We start from the raw sequence: 19,061 nt of genomic DNA, 5'->3' as shown, positions 1-19,061 counted from the left end.
TGGCGGCCAGCCGCCCCGGACGGCCCGGATGCGGTCCATCAACCGCATCCTGGTCAACATGGCGCTCGATGGCGCCCTCGCGGCCGCCGCCGCGCCGATCGCACGCTACCTCGCCGACCCGCATGGCGGCCTGATCCATCCGCTCTGGTTCCTGGCCGGCGGCGCCATCACCCTGCTGGTCGGCGGCGCGCCGTTCCGCATGCCGCAGCAATATTGGCGCTTCTCCGGCGTTGCCGACCTGCTCAGCATCGCCGGCGGCTCGGTGCTGAGTGCGGCGCTGTTCGCGCTGCTGTTCCACGTCACCGGCTTTCCGCTGCCCAGCGTCACCTTCCCGGTGATCCACGCCATGGTGCTGCTGCTGATGCTGGGCGGCCTGCGCATCGTCTATCGGCTGTCGCAGGCCAAGCGCGTGCGGCTCTCGGCCGAGGCGGTGCAGCCGGTGCTGCTGATCGGCGCCGACGAGCCCGCCGACCTGTTCCTGCGCGCCATCGGCCGCGACCGCTCCTCGCCGCTGCGCATCCTCGGGCTGCTGGCGCTGGGCGGCCACCAGGCCGGCCGGCGCATACGCGGCCACAGCATCCTGGGCACGGTGCGCGACGCCGGCCTGGTGCTCGACCGCCTTGCCGCCGCCGGCCGCGCGCCGCGCGCCCTGGTGGTGACCGAACCGGATTTCCGCGGCGAGAACCTGGCGGCGTTGATCGAGGCGGCGGATGCGCGCGGCATCGCGGTGCGCCGGGCGCCGAACCCGACCACGCTGGCGCCGGCGGCGCGCGTCGAGCTGCGCCCGGTGGCGATCGAGGAGCTGCTCAACCGTCCGCAGGTGCCGCTCGACCGGGACGGCATGGCCGGGCTGGTGCGCGGCCGGCGGGTGCTGGTGACCGGGGCGGGCGGCAGCATCGGCTCGGAACTGGCGCGCCAGGTGGCGTCGCTCGATCCGGAGCAGCTCGTGCTGGTCGATCATGGCGAGTTCGCGCTCTGGCAGATCGACCTCGAGCTCGGCGAGACGATGCCGCACGTGAAGCGGGCCGCGGTGATCGCCGATACCAGGGATGTGCTGCGCATCGACCGGGTGTTCCAGTCGTACCGGCCCGAGCTGGTGTTCCATGCGGCCGCCCTCAAGCATGTCCCGATGGTCGAGCTGAACCCGAACGAGGGGCTGCTCACCAATATCGTCGGCACCAGGCAGGTCGCCGACGCCGCGGCGCGGGCGGGGGCTCGCGCGATGGTGCTGATCTCGACCGACAAGGCGGTCAATCCGAGCAGCCTGATGGGAGCCTCCAAGCGCGCCGCCGAGATGTATTGCCAGGCGCTGGATATCCGGGCGCGGCATCTCGAGCAGGACCGGGGGGACTTGGAGTCCGAGGCGGCCGGCACGATGCGCTGCGTGACGGTTCGTTTCGGCAACGTGCTCGGCAGCAACGGCTCGGTGGTGCCGCTGTTCCGGCGCCAGCTCGAGCGCGGCGGCCCGCTGACTGTGACGCATCCGGACATGCAGCGCTACTTCATGACGGTGCCGGAAGCGGTCGGACTGGTGCTGCAGGCGAGCGTGCTGGGCATCGCGCGCTCGGGTGTCGGCCCCACCCTTGGCGACAGCACCCTCGGCGACAGCACCGCGTCGCGCCTGCGCGATGGCGGCATCTTCGTGCTCGACATGGGCCGGCTGGTGAAGATCGTCGATCTCGCGCGCCAGATGATCCGGCTCGCCGGCTTGCGGCCGGACGAGGACGTGGCGATCCGCTATACCGGCCTGCGGCCGGGCGAGAAGCTGATCGAGGAGCTGTTCCACGGCCACGAGCCGCCGGTGCCGACCAGCCATCCCGGCCTGCTGATGGCGACGCCGCGCACCGCCGACCTGCTGGCGGTGGGCGGCACGATCGATGCGATCGCGGCGGCCTGCCGCGGCGGCGACACGGCCGCCGCGATCAGCCTGCTGCACGCCCTGGTGCCCGAGTTCGCGCACAACCATGACGGCGCCTTGCCTGGTCCGGCCGCGGCACCCGTGCTGGCGGCGTTGCCGGTCAGCCGCGCCGAGAGGACCGCCTGATGACCCCGATCGCCTTTCTCGACCTCAAGGCGCAGCAGGCCCGCCTCGCGCCCGCCTTGCGGGCGCGGCTGGAGACGGTGCTGGCGCACTGCCAGTTCGTGCTCGGCCCTGAGGTGGCGGAACTCGAACAGCGGCTGGCCGCCTATTGTGGTGCGGCCGAGTGCGTCGGCGTCAGTTCCGGCACCGACGCCTTGCAGATCGCGATGATGGCCGAGGGCATCGGGCCGGGCGACGCGGTGTTCCTGCCGGCCTTCACCTACACCGCGACCGCCGAGGTGCCGCTGCTGCTCGGCGCCACGCCGGTGTTCGTCGATGTCGACCCGCGCAGCTTCCAGATCGACTGTGCCTCGCTGCGCGCGCGGATCGAGGCCGTGCGCCGGGCCGGCCGGCTGCGTCCGGCGGCGATCGTCGGCGTCGACCTGTTCGGGCAGCCGGCGCCTTGGGTGGAAGTGCGTGGCATCGCGCAGGCCGAGGGGATGTTCCTGCTCGACGATTGCGCGCAGAGCTTCGGCGCCAGCCTGGACGGACCAGACCGGGTGGCCCGCAAGCTCGGGCGCGAGGCGGACGCCACCGCGATCAGCTTCTTTCCGTCCAAGCCGCTGGGCGGCTACGGCGATGGCGGCGCGCTGCTGACCGACGATCCGGCGCGCGCGACGCTGTACCGGTCGTTGCGCACGCATGGCGAGGGCGAGACCCGCTACGAGGTGCTGCGCATCGGCATGAACGGCCGGCTGGACACGCTGCAGGCCGCGGTGCTGCTGGCCAAGCTCGACGGCTTCGACGCGGAACTCGCCCGGCGCGAGGCGATCGCCTGCGCCTACGATGCCGGGCTGGCCGGCAAGCTGGCGACGCCGGTACGGGTGGCCGGCAGCACCAGCGCCTGGGCGGTGTACGCGGTGCTGCTGCCGGACGCAGCGGCCCGCGCCACGACGCAGGCGGCGCTGCGTGAGGCGGGCGTGCCGAGTGCGATCTACTATCCGCGCCCGCTGCACCATCAGCCGGCCTATCGCGACCGGCATGACGGGGTGTCGCTGCCGGTGTCGGAGGATCTCGCGACCCGCATCCTTGCGCTGCCGATCCATCCGGACCTGACCGACCAGGAGGTGGCGCGGGTGATCGCCGCGGTGCCGGGGTAGACTGTTTGCAAACGCCTGCTGCTGGCGATCCCCCACTTTCCTAAGGTTGGGCGCCTTTTCTGTGCTCCGTTGCTCACGGCCCCGTCTTTCAAGTATGGGGAGGCCGCTGCGCTGCGGTGCTCGAAAAGCCACGCCGGCCGCGGCCCTACGGGCCGCTCTCATCCAGCATCAGGCGTTTTCAAACAGTCTCCTGGCAGTTTAACATAAGGGGGCCTGGGGCCTCAGGCCCCAGCGGGTCCAGGGCAGCGCCCTGGCCTTGCTTGTTCAGCCCCCGGCGCGCGCGAGGTCAGCCGGCCAGGGTGCCGCCGTCGATGGCGAGGCTTTGGCCGGTGATGAACGGCGCCTTGTCCGAGGCGAGGAACAGGATCGCCTGCGCGACTTCCTCGACATTGCCGAGGCGGCCGGCCGGGACCAGCGAGGTCATGAACGACTTGCCTGCCTCGGAGCCGCCGGTGAAGCGGTCCAGCATGGCGGTGACGATCGGCCCGGGCGCGATCGCGTTGACCCGCACGCCGGACTTGGCGGCTTCCAGAGCGGCGCTCCGGGTCAGGCCCTCGACGGCGTGCTTGCTGGCGACATAGACCGCGGCACCTGGAAAGCCGACCGAACCGGCCACCGAGGAGACGTTGACGATGTTGCCGTGGCCCTGCGGCAGCATGATGCGGAGCTGGTGCTTGAGGCTGAGCAGCACGCCGAGCACGTTGGTGTCGAAGGTCGCAGTGTAGTTCTCGATGGTCTGCTCGACGAGCGGGCCGATGCGACCCTCGGTGCCGGCATTGTTGACGGCGACGTCGAGGCGTCCGAAGCGCGTCACGGTCTGGTCGACCAGCGCGCGCACCTCGTCCTCGTGGCGGACGTCGGCCTGGATGAATTCGGCTTGTGTGCCGAGGTCGCGCAGTTCGGCGGCAAGCGCCTGGCCGGTGTCCTTGTTGCGACCCGAGACAACGAGGCTCGCGTGATCGCGGGCAAAGGCGAAGGCGGTGGCACGGCCGATGCCGGCGAGCGCGCCGGTGATCAGGACGACTTGGCTCGTCATGAGTGGATCCTTGCTGGCAGCCGGGGATCGGCGGCCTGTCGCTCCAATATGGACGTCCATATTGAGCCTGCAAGGGCCGTCAGCTGGATCGCGGTGCGGGCAGGATCCGCTCGAACAGCAGACGCTCGAAGCGGTCGAGCGGGGCGGCTTCGCCGGTCACCTTGGCCAGCAGGTTGGCGCCCTGCAGCGAGGCCACGATGAAGCCGGCGACGTCGTCGCAATCGAGCTGGGCGTCGATCTCGCCGGCCGCGACGGCGGCGCGCAGGCAGCAGGCGACGCTGGCCTGGAGTTCGCTGAAGGCGGCCAGCACGCGCCGGCGGATCGATCCGCTCTGTTCGCAGGCATCGGCGGCGAAGTTGCCCAGCAGGCAGCCGTTGCGCATGCTGCAGGCCGCCATGCTCTCGCGTCCGGCCTGCAGCCAGGCGTGCAGGCGCTGCAGGGGCGGCAGCGCCTCGTTGAGCAGCGTGCGGGCACCCAGGGCGCGCCCGGCCGCGTCGTACAGGTCGATGATCTCCAGTCCGAACGCCTCCTTGGAGGCGAAGTGATTGGTGAACGAGCCCTGCGGCACGCCTGCCGCCTGGACGATGTCGCGCACGCTCGCATTGGCGAAGCCGCGCTCATGCACGACACGCAGGCCTTCGGTGAGGATCTTCTCTCTGTTCGAGGTTCTGGCCATAACCTCAATATGGGCGTCCATAGTAGGCGGGCAAGCGAGGTCAAGCTATTGACCTGGACGGGCCTGAGCCGCGAAGGAGGGTGCCCTAAGAGCGTGCCGGGAGAATCATGAATGAAGATCACTGCGATAAGCACGCTCGTGGTGAATGCGCAGATGCGCAACTGGATCTTCGTGCGCGTCGAGACCGACCAGGCCGGGCTGTATGGCTGGGGCGAGGCGACGCTCGAATGGAAGACCCGGGCGGTGGTCGGCGCCGTCGAGGACCTGTCGCCGCTGGTGGTCGGGCGTGACCCGCGCGATATCGAGCAGCTCGTGCGGATCATGCGCAAGCACGGCTTCTGGCGCATCGGGGTGATCGGCAGCAGCGCGGTCGCCGGCATCGAGGTGGCGTTGTGGGACATCCTCGGCAAGAGCCTCGGCGTTCCGGTCTGGCGCCTGCTCGGCGGCCGCACGCGCGACCGGGTGCGCGTGTACACGCATCTGGGGCTCGGGCAGCTCGATGCGGTCTATCACACGCTGGCCGCGGCACCGCTGATCGAGCGCGCGCACAAGGTGCTGGAGCGCGGCTACCGGGCGATGAAGCTGGTGTTCATTCCCTACACCCACTACACCGCCGCCCGACGCGACATCGACCAGGTCGGGCGCATGATGGCCGACCTGCGGGCCGCGGTCGGCGACGAGGTCGAGCTGATGGTCGATTTCCACGGCCGCTGCGCGTCGGTGGGCGCCGCGCTGCACTATATCGAGGCCTTGGCGCCGGGGCGCCCACTGTTCGTCGAGGAGCCGTTGCCGCCGCAGGACGTGGCCGGACTGGCCATACTGTCGCAGCGCGCGCGGGTGCCGCTCGCGGCCGGCGAACGGCTGGTCGATCGGCACGAGTTCGCGCCGCTGCTCGCCGGCCGGATGATCGACATCGCGCAGCCCGACCTGTGCCATGTCGGGGGGTTCACCGAGGCGCGGAAGATCGCAGCTTTGGCGGAAGCGAACGGGGTCGGCATCGCGCCGCACAACCCGCTCGGCCCGCTCGCCGGCGTGGCGGCGCTGCATTTCGACATCGCCACGCCGAACTTCGTGATCCAGGAGGAGATGTCCGGCGCGGTGCCCTGGTACGAGGATGTGCTGCACGGCCCGATCCGGCGGGTGGACGGAGACTGGCAGGTGCCGGAGGCGCCGGGGCTGGGCATCGAGATCGACGAGGCGCAAGCGGCCCGGCACCCGTTCCGGCAGGAGATCATGACCGCGACCGAGGCGAGGCTGGCGGACGGCACGGTGGTCGACTGGTAGCCGCCGGGGCGCGCGGCTCGGGTTGCCAGTCTCGGGTTGCCAGTCATGACCGCGCCGGCACGCTAAAAGCACGGTATCGAGTTTCGATCCTCTACAATAACGATGCTGCGCCCCGGCGGATATGCTTTGAGATGAGCAGACCTGCTGGACTGGTACCGTGCCGTGACGCATCCGCTTGCCAATCGCGATCCCGAGGATGCCGCCCGGCTGGCCCTGGCAGTGGCGTTCCCCGCCCTGCTCGACCTGCAGGACCCGCATGACCCGCAGGACCGGCCGGCGGCGCCGCCCATGGTGGATGCGCTGCTGGAGGTCATGGAGGCGCGCTGGCACGACAGCCCGGCCGATCGGTGGCGGCATGACGGCCTTGCCTGGGAATTGCTGTCGGCGCTGCCGCTGCCGCCGGCGGCGCATGTGGTCGAGGCCGACCGCCGCGGCACCCGCTGGACGCGGCGCTGGATCGAGCGCGGCCATCGCGTCACCACCCTGGCCGGCATCGGCGACGCGGCAGCGGTTGCCGGGGACGCCGACCTGGTGCTGGCGACGGCGTCGCTGCAGGCGGCGCACGATCCGCACCGCGCGCTGCAGCATCTGAGCGGCCTGCTGCGGCCGGGCGGCGTGCTCTGTGTCCGCGTCGAGACCCTGCTGTCCCTGGTGCTGGGCTGGCGGCCGGACGATCGTCGCGTGAGAAGCGGCGAGCGACGCCTCTATGACAGCGCCACCCTGAAGGCGGCGCTGCTCGATGCCGGCCTGGTGGATGCGCGCTGCCACGCGCTCGCGGTGACCGCAACCGCATCCGGCCGGCTGGCCGCCTGCGCGCCGCCTGCCGGCGATGCCGTCCTGCATGCCGCCATCGACCGGCATGCCGCGCACGATCCGCTGCTCGCGGATGCCGGGCTGCACATCCTGGCGGTCGCACGCCGTCCGTGAACCTGGCGGCGCGGCCTTTCGGGCCGGCCCGTGCTTCTTGTGTGACGGTTCTTTCGCGATTATTTGTCTGACCAATCGTATCCGGATGCCAGCCGGACAGACAAGCACGAGAGAACACCGCCATGCCGAACGGCCAGGATCCCGGCACCATGCATCGCGCCAAGCCGGCGGGCCTGCGCTCGCAGGCCTGGTTCGACAACCCGCACAATCCGGACATGACCGCGCTCTATCTCGAGCGCTACATGAATTTCGGCCTGTCGCAGAAGGAGCTGCAGTCCGGCCGGCCGATCATCGGCATCGCGCAGACCGGCTCGGATCTCTCGCCGTGCAATCGCCACCACCTGGTCCTTGCCGAACGCGTGCGCGAGGGCATACGCGAGGCGGGCGGGATCGCCATCGAGTTCCCGGTGCATCCGATCCAGGAGACCGGCAAGCGGCCGACCGCGGGCCTCGACCGCAACCTCGCCTATATGGGCCTGGTCGAGGTGCTGTACGGCTACCCGCTCGACGGCGTCGTGCTGACCATCGGCTGCGACAAGACCACGCCCGCCTGCCTGATGGCGGCGGCGACCGTCAACATCCCGGCAATCGCGCTCTCGGTCGGCCCGATGCTGAATGGCTGGTTCCGCGGCCAGCGTACCGGCTCTGGCACCATCATCTGGCATGCGCGGCAGCTGCTGGCCGCCGGCGAGATCGACCACGAGGGCTTCATCAAGCTGGTGGCCTCGTCCGCCCCCTCGGCCGGCTACTGCAACACGATGGGCACCGCGACCACGATGAACTCGCTGGCCGAAGCGCTCGGCATGCAGCTGCCCGGCTCGGCGGCGATCCCCGCACCCTATCGCGACCGCCAGGAGATGGCCTGGGAGACCGGCCGGCGCATCGTCGACATGGTGCGCGACGACCTCAAGCCGTCCGACGTGATGACCAAGGACGCCTTCGTCAACGCGATCCGGGTGAACTCGGCGATCGGCGGCTCGACCAACGCGCCGATCCATCTGGCCGCGATCGCGCGTCACCTCGGCCTGGAGCTGCCGATCGAGGAATGGCAGAGCTACGGCCACGACATCCCGCTGCTGGTCAACCTGCAGCCGGCCGGCGAATATCTCGGCGAGGACTACTACCGCGCCGGCGGCGTGCCGGCGGTGGTCGGCGAGCTGATCCGGCACGGACTGATCCGCGAGCAGGCGATGACGGTGAAGGGCATCACCATCGGCGAGACCTGCGGCGGGCTGGGCACGCTGGATGCGGAGGTGATCCGGCCGTTCGAGCGACCGCTCAAGCAGCGCGCCGGCTTCCTGGTGCTGCACGGCAACCTGTTCCACTCCGCGATCATGAAGACCAGCGTGATCTCCGAGGAGTTCCGCGAACGCTACCTGAACGACCCGAACGATCCGGAGGCATTCGAGGGCCGCGCCGTGGTGTTCGACGGTCCCGAGGACTACCACGCCCGCATCGACGATCCGGCGCTCGACGTCACCACGCACGACATCCTGGTGATGCGCGGCGCCGGGCCGATCGGCTACCCGGGCGCCGCCGAGGTGGTCAACATGCGGCCGCCCTCGTACCTGATCCAGCAGGGCGTGCACGCGCTCGCCTGCATCGGCGACGGCCGGCAATCCGGCACCTCGGGCTCGCCCTCGATCCTGAACGCGTCGCCGGAGGCGGCGGCCGGTGGCAATCTCGCCATCCTGCGCAGCGGCGACCGGCTGCGGGTCGACCTGCGCCAGGGCCGCGTCGACATGCTGGTGCCGGAGGCCGAGATCGCCGAGCGCCGCGTCGCCCTGCAGGCCGATGGCGGCTACCGCTACCCGGCCAGCCAGACGCCCTGGCAGGAGCTGCAGCGCGGCGTGGTCGGCCAGTTGCAGACCGGGGCGGTGCTGGAGCCGGCGGTCGCCTACCAGCGCATCGCGCAGACCAAGGGATTGCCGCGCGATAATCATTAGGCAGGCAGGCGCGCGGCCCGCTCCGGAACCGGCTCGCCGCGGGTGCGTTGACGCTCTTACGGGCGGAGAGAAGCACGATGAGCACCACCACCTACACGGCGACGCCTGTGCGGGGGAGTGGCAAGACCCTGCTCACCGGTGGCGTCGCGGCCCTGGCCGGGTTGATGTTCGGCCTCGATATCGGGGTGATCTCGGGCGCGCTTGCCTTCATCGCCAAGCAGTTCAGCATTAGCGAGACGATGCAGGAGCTGATCGTCAGCAGCATGATGTTCGGTGCTGCCGTCGGCGCGATCCTGGCGGGCTACCTGTCGTCGAGCTTCGGCCGCAAGCGCTCGCTGATCCTGAGCGCCACCCTGTTCGTCGTCTCTTCGCTGCTCTGCGCCATGGCGCCGTCGGTCGGCTGGCTGCTCGCCGGCCGGGTCCTGCTCGGGCTCGCCATCGGCGTCGCCACCTTCACGGCGCCGCTCTACATCTCCGAGATCGCCGACGAGCGCCGGCGCGGCTCGATGATCTCGACCTACCAGTTGATGATCACCGTCGGCATCCTGGTCGCCTTCATCTCGGACGCTCTGCTCAGCTACAGCGGCGCGTGGCGCTGGATGCTGGGGCTCGTCGCCGTCCCCGGCGTGCTGTTCCTGGCAGGCGTGTTCGTGCTGCCAGACAGCCCGCGCTGGCTGATGATGAAAGGCCGGCGCCAGGATGCGGTGACCGTGCTCAACGATCTGCGTCCGGACAGCGCCGCGGTGCAGAGCGAGATCAAGGAGATCGAGGACCAGCTCAGGCAGAAGCAGAAGGGCTTCGCCATGTTCGGGGCCAACTCGAATTTCCGCCGCTCGGTATGGCTCGGCGTGCTGCTGCAGGTCATGCAGCAATTCACCGGCATGAATGTCGTGATGTATTACGCACCGAAGATCTTCGGCCTCGCCGGGTTCGGCCAGAATGCGTCGATGTGGGGGACCGCCATCGTCGGCGTGGTGAACGTGCTCGCCACCTTCATCGCCATCGGCCTGGTGGATCGCTGGGGCCGTCGCCCGATGCTGATCATGGGCTTTGCGGTGATGGCGATCGGCATGGGTGCGCTCGGCCTGCTGATCTTCGCCGGCATCGAGACCGAGCTCCAGCGCATCCTCGCGATCGCCGTGCTGCTCTGCTTCATCACCGGCTTCGCCTTCTCGGCCGGCCCGCTGATCTGGGTGCTGTGCTCGGAAGTGCAGCCGCTGCAGGGCCGCGATTTCGGCATCGCCTGCTCGACCTTCACCAACTGGGCGGCGAACTTCGTGGTCGGCCAGACCTTCCTGACGTTGCTCAGCACCTTCGGCAATGCCGAAACCTTCTGGCTCTACGCGGCGCTGAACGCGGTCTTTATTCTCGTCACCATCGCGCTGGTGCCGGAGACGAAAGGCATCTCGCTCGAGCATATCGAGCGCAACCTGATGGAAGGCCGCAAGCTGCGCAATATCGGTCGTTGAGTGCGGCCGATCGTGGCATCGGCGTCAGGCGGCGTTCAAATCAACCAGCGAAACGGGTGCAGGCGATCCCGGTCGCGTCGGTTTCGATCGCGAACAGCGAACCGGCGAGGGGTTGGGTCCGCAGTTCGGCGCCGGTGAGTTCCATGCAGGCGCTGGTGACGTACAACGTGCGCAGGTCGGCGCCCCCGAACACGCAGCAGGTCGGGCGGCTGACCGGCAGCGTCAGCACCGCATCGATGCGGCCGTCGGGCGCATAGCGCACCACCCGGCTGCCCTCCCATTGCGCGTTCCAGATATAGCCCTCGCGGTCGACCGTGCTGCCATCCGGATAGGCGCTGTCGCCATCGACAATGATCAGGTCTCGGCGGTTGCCGATGGTGCCGGCGGCGCTGTCGAAATCATAGGCGCGAATGACCCGCTCGGGCGTGTCGGCAAAATAGAACCGTGTATTGTCGGGACTGAAGCCGATCCCGTTCGAGATCGCGATCCCTTGCTCGATCCGCGTGCAGCCGAGGTCGGCATCGATACGATACAGCGCGCCGGTCCGCACCTCGTCCGCCTCGTTCATGGTGCCGATCCAGAGCCGGCCGTGGCTGTCGGTGCGCGCATCGTTGAAACGGATGCCGGGCCCGGCCTGGTCGAGCGAGAAGAAAGCCGCGGCCAGGCCGGTGGCGGGCTCGAACATGTGCAGGCTGCGCGACAACGCCACCAGCATGCCGCCATGCGCGCGTGGGATCGCGGTGGCGACGCGATCCGGCATGGACCAAAGCTGCCGCGCACCGGTGGCCGGATGCAGCCGGTGGATCTGGCGTCCGTAGATATCGACCCAGGTCAGTGCCTGGTCGACGGCGTCCCAGAACGGCGATTCGCCCAGCAGGTCATGGCCGTGGGCGGCGATGCGCGTCTCGTAACTCACGGCCGGACCGGAGAGCCGGCTTCCCGCGCGCCGAGCATGAAGGCATCCGCCACGAGCTGCAGCGGCCGGATCTCGACGTCCGAGCGGCCGGTGCGCAGCAGCGTCTCGAAATGCGCGTAGAGCCGCGGATACTCCTCGTCCTGCGCCTCGACCAATACCCGGCCGTCGAGCCTGAGCAGCGCCCCGCCACGCTCGAGGGTGAGCCGCCCACCATCGCCGAGCGTCCAGTCGATGGTCCAGGTCTCGCCATCCTGCTGGTCCCAGTCATGCTCGGAGTAAAAGCCGGTGCCGGTGCCAGGTGTCGCGAACTCGAGCCGCGCCGACATCGGCGTGTGCGCGCCCTGCGGGATCAGCAGCTTTGCCGCGCGCACGAAGATCGGCTCCGGCATCACGCCGACCAGGATGGAAAACGCATTCATCCCGGAATCGAACACCCCCATGCCGCCGGGCTGCCAGAACCAGTCCACCCCCGGATGCCATTTGCGGACATCCTCCTTCCACGCCATGCGCATGCCCTGCACGCCGCGCTCGGCCAGGATGATGCGGGCCTGGTCCACGGCGGCGCTGAACAGCGAATGCCACGCCGTGAACAGGGTCAGGCCGAGCTTGTCCGCATGGCGGGCGAGGTCGGCGATCTCGGCCGGCGTGGCGGCGGGCGGCTTTTCCAGCAGCACGTGGCGGCCGGCATCGAGCGCCTGGCGCGCCAGGCCGTAGCGGATCTGCGGCGGCGTGCAGAGCGCCACCGCGTCGAGCTCGGGCTGGCACTGCAGCATCTCGGCCAGCGACGCATAGACCGGCACGCCGGGCGGCCCCTGCACCGCTACCGGATTGGCGATCGCCGCGAGCCGCAGCCCGCTGCTGGCGGCCAGCGCCGGCGCATGCTGCATGCGGGCAATCTGGCCATAGCCGACGATCCCGATCGTGAGCCGGCGCTCGGTGTTGCGGACATCCCTCATGGTCCCGACACCGCGCCGCCGGCGACTGCATTCCAGGCGTTCACATACGCGTCCGCACGCCTGCGTACGTCCGCGGCGCTGCGTCCCGGAGCATAGAGACCCGAGCCGAGCCCGAAGCCGTCGGCGCCGGCGCGGACGAACTCGGCGAGGTTTTCCGGGGTCACCCCGCCGACCGGCAGGAAGAGGGTCTGCTTCGGAAACACCGCCCGCATGGCGCGCAGCACGTTCGGCCCGACCAGTTCGGCGGGGAACAGTTTCAGCGCATCCGCGCCGGCCTTCAGGGCGGCGAAGCCTTCCGTCGGCGTGGCGATCCCCGGCATGCAGACCATGCCGGCCTGCTTGGCTGCGCGTATCACCTCGGCATCGCCGTGCGGCATGACGATCAGCCGGCCACCGACAGCGCCGATCTCCGCCACCTGCGAGGGCGTCATCACCGTGCCGGCGCCGATCAGGCAGGTCTCGCCGTAGCGCTCCGCCAGCAGGCGGATGCTTTCCAGCGGGTGCTGCGAGTTCAGCGGCACCTCGAGCATGGTCATGCCGGCCTCCACCAGCGCATCGCCGACCGCCAGCGCCTCCTCCGGGGCGAGGCCGCGCAGGATGGCGGTGAAGGGCATGCGCCCGATCATCTGTCTGAGCATCTCAGGTTCCCGGTTGATGCAGTGCGGGGGACGAGGGCACCAGCCCGGCTGCGGCTGCGATATCCAGCAACCCCTGCAGCGCGCTGTTGTCGATCCGTTCGGGCGGCCCGCGCCCGGTGGCCTGGAAGGCGCGGACATAGCGCGCGCACAGCCTGTCGTCGCCGGTCAGCGCCACCCGGGCGGCGCCGGCCAGCAACGGCGCCGCGAGGCGCAGCTCCTCGCCGATCAGCAGGCCGGACAGGTAGTCCAGCGCGGCTCCGGCTTCGATCGCGCCGGTCAGCATCAGCGCGCGCGCCCCGAACAGCCGGGCCAGGGCGCCGCGGTCCTGTGCCGCCAGCACGCCGCGATCGAACGCCGCGTCGCGCACGTCGGTGGCCGGCTCCGGCGCCTCGGCGACAGCCCGGCCGAGGATCGAATGCTGCGACAGCAGCGCATACAGCTCGCCGGTCATCAGGGTCTCGAACGAGACCAGCCGGTGCCCCTGTAGCCGTGCCCATTTCGAGTGCGTGCCGGGCAGCACCAGCAGCGCGTCGCCCCCGAGCCGGCGCATGGCGCCGACCGCCTGCGTCTCCTCGCCACGCATCACATCGGGTGCGGCGGCGTCGTTCCCCTCCAGCACGCCCGGAACCAGATGCAGCAGGCCGGCACCGGTCTGGATCGTGCGCAGGCACCCGGCCAGTGTCTCGAGGCCGGCCGGAGTCGGCAGGTAGGGCACCTCGAGCCAGCCCTGCCGGCTGCCGACCATCCCGCAGGCGATCGCCGGACGCGCGCGGTCGTGCCAGCCCTCGGTGATGGCGGCATAGGCCACCGGATAGCCGCCCTCGGGCAGGTGCATGATGCCCCAGCCTTCCTGGCGGGCTGCGCGCACCGTGCCGTTCGGCGAAACCAGCCACGCCCGCAACGAACTGGTGCCCCAGTCGAGGGCGATCAGCCCATCCGTGCCCATCATTTGTCCGACAATTCAACCGCATCCCGGTTATGGACCGGTCCCGGCACCGCATCAACCGGCGCGTGCGCAGCCACGTCACCGGCGCCGGCTGCGAGCGAGGCATGCATGTCGGCCAGCGCGAAGCGGACCAGCTCGGTCATGCGCGCGCGAGCGCGCTCGGGATCGCGCCGGGTGATCGCGTCGAGCACCAGCCGATGCTCGGGCATCGGATCGCGAGGATGCGCCTGCACCCGTTGCTTGAACAACGTGGTCCAGCGGATCGCCGCCCCCACGCTGCTCGACAACGCCGTGATCGCCTCGTTCTGGGTCGCCGCCAGGATTGCGTGGTGGAAGCCGCGATCCGCGGCGCGTCCGGCCTCGGTGGACAGGGTCAGGCGGTCCATCTCGTCGAGCGCCTCGGCCATGACGCGCAGGTCGCGCGCCGAGGCCCGCTCGGCTGCATAGCCGGCGGCCGCCGGCTCGACCATCATCCGCACCTCGAACAGGTCGCGCACGAAGGCGTCGCTCGGATGCGTCTGCAGGAACCAGCCCAGCACGTCGGGATCGAGGATGTGCCAGCGATGGCGCGGACTGACCCGCGTGCCGGTCCGGGTGCGGCTTTCGACCATGCCCTTGGCGGCCAGGATGCGCACCGCCTCGCGATAGGCGGTCCGCGAGACCTCGAGCTGCGCGCTGGAGGCGACTTCCCCGGACAGCGTGTCGCCCGGCGACAGGGTGCCGGCGGCGATTGCGACCCCGAGGTCGCGGGCAATCGCCGTGTGCAGCCGCTCCGGTGCGCGCGGATGCGGCACTGACGGACTGTCGGCCTTCAGGCTGGCGGTCCGTCTTGGCCGGTTGTTCAAGGCGGCGTGCTCCCTGCATGCATCCGGACGCAGCCGCCCGGTTGCGCATACAGGCTCAGTCTGCCCCTGACCGGGCCTGCGAGGAAGTCTCTCAGCGCAGAACGCACCCCTATCTCCGTGTAGGATAAAGGACATATTAAGCGTTCAGTAGTGATACCGGCATTGGATAACCTCGATCCGCTGATCCTCACCCTGGCGCCCCTGGACACGATAGACCAGCCGGTGCTGCGCCGTGATCCGTCGGGACCACCAGCCGGACAGATCGCCCTTCAGGGCTTCCGGCTTGCCGATCCCCTGGAAGGGATGGCGACGCACATCCTCGATCAGCACGTTCAGCCTGCGATGGATCGTCGGATCCGCATCGACCCAGTGCAGATAGTCAGCCCACCCGTCATCGCTGAAATGGACCCTCACGTCCCGGGCGGCACCAGATCATGCTCGGTGCCGCGATCCGCCTCGAACTGCTGCACCCCACGCAGCAGACGTTCGGCGTTTCCGGGGCTGCTCAGCAGATGCACCGTTTCCTGCCAGCCGGCGAACTCCTTCTCGGAGATCATCACCACGTTGCCCTTGCCACCCTGGCGCGTCACCACGAGGGGTGCCCGGGCCTCGATCGCCTCGTCCAGATAGCGCGACAGGTTCTGCCGCAGCTCGGTATAGGAAACATGCGTCATCAGAGCGCCTCCAGGCCGATCCTAGCACATCGTCGTACAGAAACCTGTACTGATTCAGAGACGCAGAGCTAGCCTAGAGCCTGATCGTCTCAGGCTGAACCAGCCTGAGACGTGAATCAGTCTCTAGATCAATCTGGTAGAGCAAGACCGGCTCAACTTGAGCCGGTCTTGCTCTAGGTCATGTGGACGGATTTGGACAAGATGAGGCCGCAGGCGAAGGCCACGATTGACTCGTAGTTCTGCCGGGTTTTCTCGCATCGCAATGTTACTCGCTTGAAGCGCTTGAGCTTGCCGACTGCCTGCTCGATACGGGCGCGAGTTTTGTAGAGCAGCCTCGGGAAGTGCCTGGGGCTGTGGACGGTGATCTTGCGGACCGGAATCAGTGGGACGATGCCAAGCTTTCGTGCTGCGCTTCGGTTGCTCTTGGCGTCGTAGCCTTTGTCAGTCAGCACGGCACGCGGCTTGATGTCGGGACCGATGCCGAGCAACAGGGGGAACTGCGGGCTGTCGTTGGCCTCGCCGCCGGTCAGATGGAAGGCGAGTGGCTGCCCATCGAAGTCGGTCTTGAGGTGGATTTTGGTCGAGAAGCCGCCGCGCGACCGGCCAAGCGCCTGATTTTGCTGCCCCCTTTTGCACCTGCGGCCGAGACATGAGCGCGAACCGTAGTGCTGTCGAACATCTGCACGAGGTGCGCTCTGGGGCTGAGTTCGGCCAGCGACTGAAAGAATGCCTCGAAGACACCGCTGTTGCTCAGCCGCGAGAACCGCTTCCAGACCGTGTTCCAGAGCCCGTATTCGGCTGGCAGCGCCCGCCACGAGACGTTCTGCAGCGTGAAGAAATGCAGCGCCTCGAGAAAGCGTCTGTCATCACGAGCCTTCTCGCCCCGCCTCGGAAGACAGCCCCGGAAGACCTCCAGAACGATCTCCCAATCCTCCTCGCTCATCCGCGTCAGCATCAAACAGGTCCACTTCTGCCGACCCGCTATGAATCACTGATCGACCGTCTTGTGAATCCCTGGCCGATTCCGTCCACATGACCTAGTACCCCTGGATGACCCGGTAGTCGTTGTGCCCGTCCGCCTCGAACCGGCCGGCTCCCTCGTCCACCCGGATGCACGGCCGATTGTCCGTGCCGCAACAAGTGCATCAATATGCCTTGGCTGCGACAGAAGCGGGCGTAGCGCCAGGCGCCAGCGGTTCACGGATGAGGAGCAGGCCCGCCGTTCCCGTCACTCCATCCAGCCTGGTTCCGGTGGTCCAAACCATGTTGCCGTAAGGAGAGGTCTCCAGACAGACCTTGACCAGCTGGTCAAGGTCACGCGCTTCATGGGGCCAGGGCTATCCAGATAGTCAGGACTTGCCGCGGCCGCCTGGCAGATGGCCGCTGGTCAGCTCGTCGGCCAGCGCCTGGTTGCGGTACACGGTCTTGAGGGCTGCCAGCAGCGCCGTGGTGTCCACCGCGACGGCGCGGTTCTGGGTGCCGTCATAGGTGAAGTCGCCGCCCAGCGAGTGGATGTTGCCGTCGAAGATCAGGCCGACCGCGCGTCCCTGCGCATCGATCACCGGGCTGCCGGAGTTGCCGCCGATGATGTCGTTGGTGGAGGCGAAGTCGAACCGGGTGGCGAGGTCGAGACGCGACTTCGCGTCCAGCCAGGGCCTGGTGAGCTTGAACGGGTCGCTGCCGGTGGCGCGGTCGTAGAGGCCGGCGAAATTGGTGAAGGCGGGAACCTGGTGGCCATTCTCGTCCCAGCCCTTCACCGTGCCGTACGAGACCCGCTGGGTGAAGGTCGCGTCCGGATAGACGCTGGTGCCCTCGCGCGCGAACCGCGCTCGCGCCAGCGCCTCGCTGGCTTCGCGCTGCGGCGCCTTGACCTGGTTGTCCCACTGGTCGCGCAGGCCACGGGCGATCGGCTCGACGGTGCGCGCCAGCACGATCATCGGGTCGGTCGACTTGGCGATGGCGGCCGGCCCACCTTTCCAGAGCGCCATGCGCACCTTCGGATCGCCCAGATGGGTGAACAAGACCAGGTGCGCGGACAGCTCTTCCGGCGACTGCTTGCCGAGGATGGTCTTCACCGAGGCGTCGTCGGCGCCCAGCGCCTGGCGCAGCCGGGTCAGCGAAAACGCGAGCAGGGTCTGCTCGAGCCGCGGATGCACCGGCGCAGAGGAGCCGAGCTGGGCTTCCAGGGCCGGCAGCTTGGCGTCGTGGTACTCGGTGAGGCGATCGGCGTCCGGCTTGGCACGCTCGGCGGCGCCGCGCACCAGCATCTTGGCATAGCCGAACAGGTCGCCGCCGAAGCCGCGCGGCGCCCGGGTGCCCTCCAGCATCACGAACGGGGTGAACAGCCGGCGCTCGGCGACCAGCGAGGGAGCGAGCGTCGCCCACGGATCGCCGTACTGCGCCTTGCGGTGCGGGTTCGCATCGATCCACTTGCGCAAGCTGTCCTCGGCCTGCTGCTTGGCCGCCAGCATTTTCGGGTCGGCCAGTGTCTGCAGCCAGCCGGTGAACACCTTGAGGCTGTTCTCGACGCCGAACAGCTCGTCCTGCGCGTCCTGCGCCGGGGCGACGCCGCCGCGGCTGTACTCCCACAGCACGCCGTCGAGCGTCGAGTAGTAGCCGAAAATCGAGGGCAGCTCGAGGTCGCGCAGCAGCTGCAGTTGCGCCACCGGCGCCTCGCGCGAGGTCGAGCCCGGATTGCCCGAGGTGAAGACCAGCTCGCCATCCTTGGGGCCGGCGGCATCAAACGGGAAGAACTGCGTGTGCGCCGGATGGCCGTTCTCGTACGCACGCAGGAACGTCACGTCGAGGTCGTAGCGGGGGAAGTTGAAATTGTCCGGGTCGCCGCCGAAGAAGGCGGCGTTCTGGTCGGGCGCGAATACCAGCCGCACATCCTGGTAGCGGCGGTAGCGGTACAAGGCGGTGCGGCCGCCATGGTAGAGCGCCACCACGTCGCAGCGCCAGGTGGTGGCGTCGCCGCCGACGCAGGACTTCTCGATCTCGCTCTCGGCGGCTTCCTGCGCGTGGGTGTAGTCGGCGCCATGCTTACCCGCGAGGGCCGCATGCATCTTCGGCGTGACGTCGCTGATGGTGTCGAGCCGGTCGAGCTCCATCGCCGGGCATTTCGGCTCGCGCGGCTGCGAGACCGAGCTGTAGCCGTCCTGCATGAAGTTGTGGTCGGCGCCGGACAGTTCGGACAGGCATTCGTTGGCGCAGTGGTGGTTGGTCATGACCAGGCCGTCGCCGGAGACGAACGAGGCTGAGCAGCCAAGTGCCAGCCGCGCGGAGGATTGCGTCACCCGCTTGATCCAGTCCGCGGACGGCGTGAAGCCGTACTGCGCCTGCAGCTGTTTCACCGGCAGGTTGTCCATCGTCCACATGCCTTCCTCGGCACGGGCAACCGGCGCCCAGATCAGAGCGACGATGCCTAGGCAGGCGATGCCGAGGGCAAGGGCGCCGTGGCGCAGGCCGGCTCGGACGCTGGAACTGGATCGCTGCATGCGGGAATGACCTGTCGGGGCTGTTGCGACAGGCTCAATATCCGGGTTTGCGCCGGCAACCAAGAGGCCGG

General features: G+C 69.1%; 17 protein-coding genes and 1 pseudogene. 6 read left to right on the top strand and 12 right to left on the bottom strand.

What is annotated here, in order from left to right:
* Positions 1-28: 28 nt before the first annotated feature.
* Both ACQY4O_RS08335 and ACQY4O_RS08330 read left to right on the top strand, forming a co-directional pair.
* A complete protein-coding gene (locus tag ACQY4O_RS08335; RefSeq protein ID WP_428375732.1) occupies positions 29-2,044 on the top strand; it encodes a polysaccharide biosynthesis protein in 2,016 nt (671 codons plus the stop codon).
* Entirely contained in the window at positions 2,044-3,180 is a 1,137-nt protein-coding gene (locus ACQY4O_RS08330; protein WP_428375730.1) for a DegT/DnrJ/EryC1/StrS family aminotransferase, read from the top strand. The genes ACQY4O_RS08335 and ACQY4O_RS08330 overlap by 1 nt, the downstream gene beginning before the upstream one ends.
* Before the next feature lie 286 nt (positions 3,181-3,466).
* On the opposite strand, the gene ACQY4O_RS08325 is transcribed toward ACQY4O_RS08330, so the two are convergent.
* On the bottom strand, positions 3,467-4,216 hold the full coding sequence (locus ACQY4O_RS08325; RefSeq protein WP_428375729.1) for a glucose 1-dehydrogenase: 750 nt from the start codon (positions 4,214-4,216) through the stop codon (positions 3,467-3,469).
* A gap of 79 nt (positions 4,217-4,295) precedes the next feature.
* Complete coding sequence (locus ACQY4O_RS08320) at positions 4,296-4,892, bottom strand: TetR family transcriptional regulator C-terminal domain-containing protein (RefSeq protein ID WP_428375727.1); 597 nt, start codon at positions 4,890-4,892, stop codon at positions 4,296-4,298.
* 111 nt (positions 4,893-5,003) lie between these two features.
* Between ACQY4O_RS08320 and dgoD the strand changes: the two genes are divergently transcribed.
* The 4 genes from dgoD (at position 5,004) to ACQY4O_RS08300 (ending at position 10,518) form a co-directional block, all read left to right on the top strand.
* Positions 5,004-6,176, top strand: coding sequence for a galactonate dehydratase (gene dgoD / locus ACQY4O_RS08315; RefSeq protein ID WP_428375725.1), 1,173 nt, complete (start codon positions 5,004-5,006; stop codon positions 6,174-6,176).
* Between the two features lie 162 nt (positions 6,177-6,338).
* Entirely contained in the window at positions 6,339-7,103 is a 765-nt protein-coding gene (locus ACQY4O_RS08310; RefSeq protein WP_428375723.1) for a hypothetical protein, read from the top strand.
* Positions 7,104-7,225: 122 nt separating this feature from the next.
* Complete coding sequence (locus ACQY4O_RS08305) at positions 7,226-9,049, top strand: IlvD/Edd family dehydratase (RefSeq protein ID WP_428375721.1); 1,824 nt, start codon at positions 7,226-7,228, stop codon at positions 9,047-9,049.
* A gap of 77 nt (positions 9,050-9,126) precedes the next feature.
* On the top strand, positions 9,127-10,518 hold the full coding sequence (locus ACQY4O_RS08300) for a sugar porter family MFS transporter (RefSeq protein ID WP_428375719.1): 1,392 nt from the start codon (positions 9,127-9,129) through the stop codon (positions 10,516-10,518).
* Between the two features lie 40 nt (positions 10,519-10,558).
* Here the strand turns inward: ACQY4O_RS08300 and ACQY4O_RS08295 are convergent, their stop codons facing one another.
* The 10 genes and pseudogenes from ACQY4O_RS08295 to ACQY4O_RS08250 form a co-directional block, all read right to left on the bottom strand.
* On the bottom strand, positions 10,559-11,434 hold the full coding sequence (locus ACQY4O_RS08295) for an SMP-30/gluconolactonase/LRE family protein (protein WP_428375718.1): 876 nt from the start codon (positions 11,432-11,434) through the stop codon (positions 10,559-10,561).
* The gene (locus tag ACQY4O_RS08290) at positions 11,431-12,390 is read right to left on the bottom strand and encodes a Gfo/Idh/MocA family protein (protein WP_428375717.1); all 960 of its coding nucleotides are present in this window, start codon (positions 12,388-12,390) and stop codon (positions 11,431-11,433) included. The genes ACQY4O_RS08295 and ACQY4O_RS08290 overlap by 4 nt, the downstream gene beginning before the upstream one ends.
* On the bottom strand, positions 12,387-13,028 hold the full coding sequence (locus ACQY4O_RS08285; protein ID WP_428375716.1) for a 2-dehydro-3-deoxy-6-phosphogalactonate aldolase: 642 nt from the start codon (positions 13,026-13,028) through the stop codon (positions 12,387-12,389). The genes ACQY4O_RS08290 and ACQY4O_RS08285 overlap by 4 nt, the downstream gene beginning before the upstream one ends.
* Before the next feature lies 1 nt (position 13,029).
* Positions 13,030-13,977, bottom strand: a complete 948-nt coding sequence (locus tag ACQY4O_RS08280) for a 2-dehydro-3-deoxygalactonokinase (RefSeq protein WP_428375714.1) — start codon at positions 13,975-13,977, stop codon at positions 13,030-13,032.
* Positions 13,974-14,768: a FadR/GntR family transcriptional regulator gene (locus tag ACQY4O_RS08275; RefSeq protein ID WP_428375712.1), complete on the bottom strand. Its 795-nt coding sequence runs from the start codon at positions 14,766-14,768 to the stop codon at positions 13,974-13,976. Before ACQY4O_RS08275 ends, ACQY4O_RS08280 begins: the two co-directional genes overlap by 4 nt.
* 195 nt (positions 14,769-14,963) lie before the next feature.
* The gene (locus tag ACQY4O_RS08270; RefSeq protein WP_428375711.1) at positions 14,964-15,233 is read right to left on the bottom strand and encodes a Txe/YoeB family addiction module toxin; all 270 of its coding nucleotides are present in this window, start codon (positions 15,231-15,233) and stop codon (positions 14,964-14,966) included.
* The gene (locus tag ACQY4O_RS08265) at positions 15,230-15,493 is read right to left on the bottom strand and encodes a type II toxin-antitoxin system Phd/YefM family antitoxin (RefSeq protein ID WP_428375709.1); all 264 of its coding nucleotides are present in this window, start codon (positions 15,491-15,493) and stop codon (positions 15,230-15,232) included. The genes ACQY4O_RS08270 and ACQY4O_RS08265 overlap by 4 nt, the downstream gene beginning before the upstream one ends.
* A gap of 173 nt (positions 15,494-15,666) precedes the next feature.
* A pseudogene (locus ACQY4O_RS08260) lies at positions 15,667-16,086 on the bottom strand (transposase); the annotation flags it as partial.
* Positions 16,020-16,436: a transposase gene (locus tag ACQY4O_RS08255; RefSeq protein WP_428375103.1), complete on the bottom strand. Its 417-nt coding sequence runs from the start codon at positions 16,434-16,436 to the stop codon at positions 16,020-16,022. The gene ACQY4O_RS08255 and the pseudogene ACQY4O_RS08260, both read right to left, overlap by 67 nt.
* Before the next feature lie 406 nt (positions 16,437-16,842).
* Positions 16,843-18,990 (bottom strand): S46 family peptidase, encoded by a 2,148-nt coding sequence (locus tag ACQY4O_RS08250; RefSeq protein WP_428375708.1) that lies wholly within the window; start codon positions 18,988-18,990, stop codon positions 16,843-16,845.
* Positions 18,991-19,061 lie beyond the last annotated feature (71 nt).

It is taken from the genome of Lichenicoccus sp., assembly GCF_965277665.1.
GTDB lineage: Bacteria > Pseudomonadota > Alphaproteobacteria > Acetobacterales > Acetobacteraceae > Lichenicoccus.
Note: the sequence above shows the minus strand (reverse complement) of the source record. Positions and strands in the feature narration are given on the sequence as shown.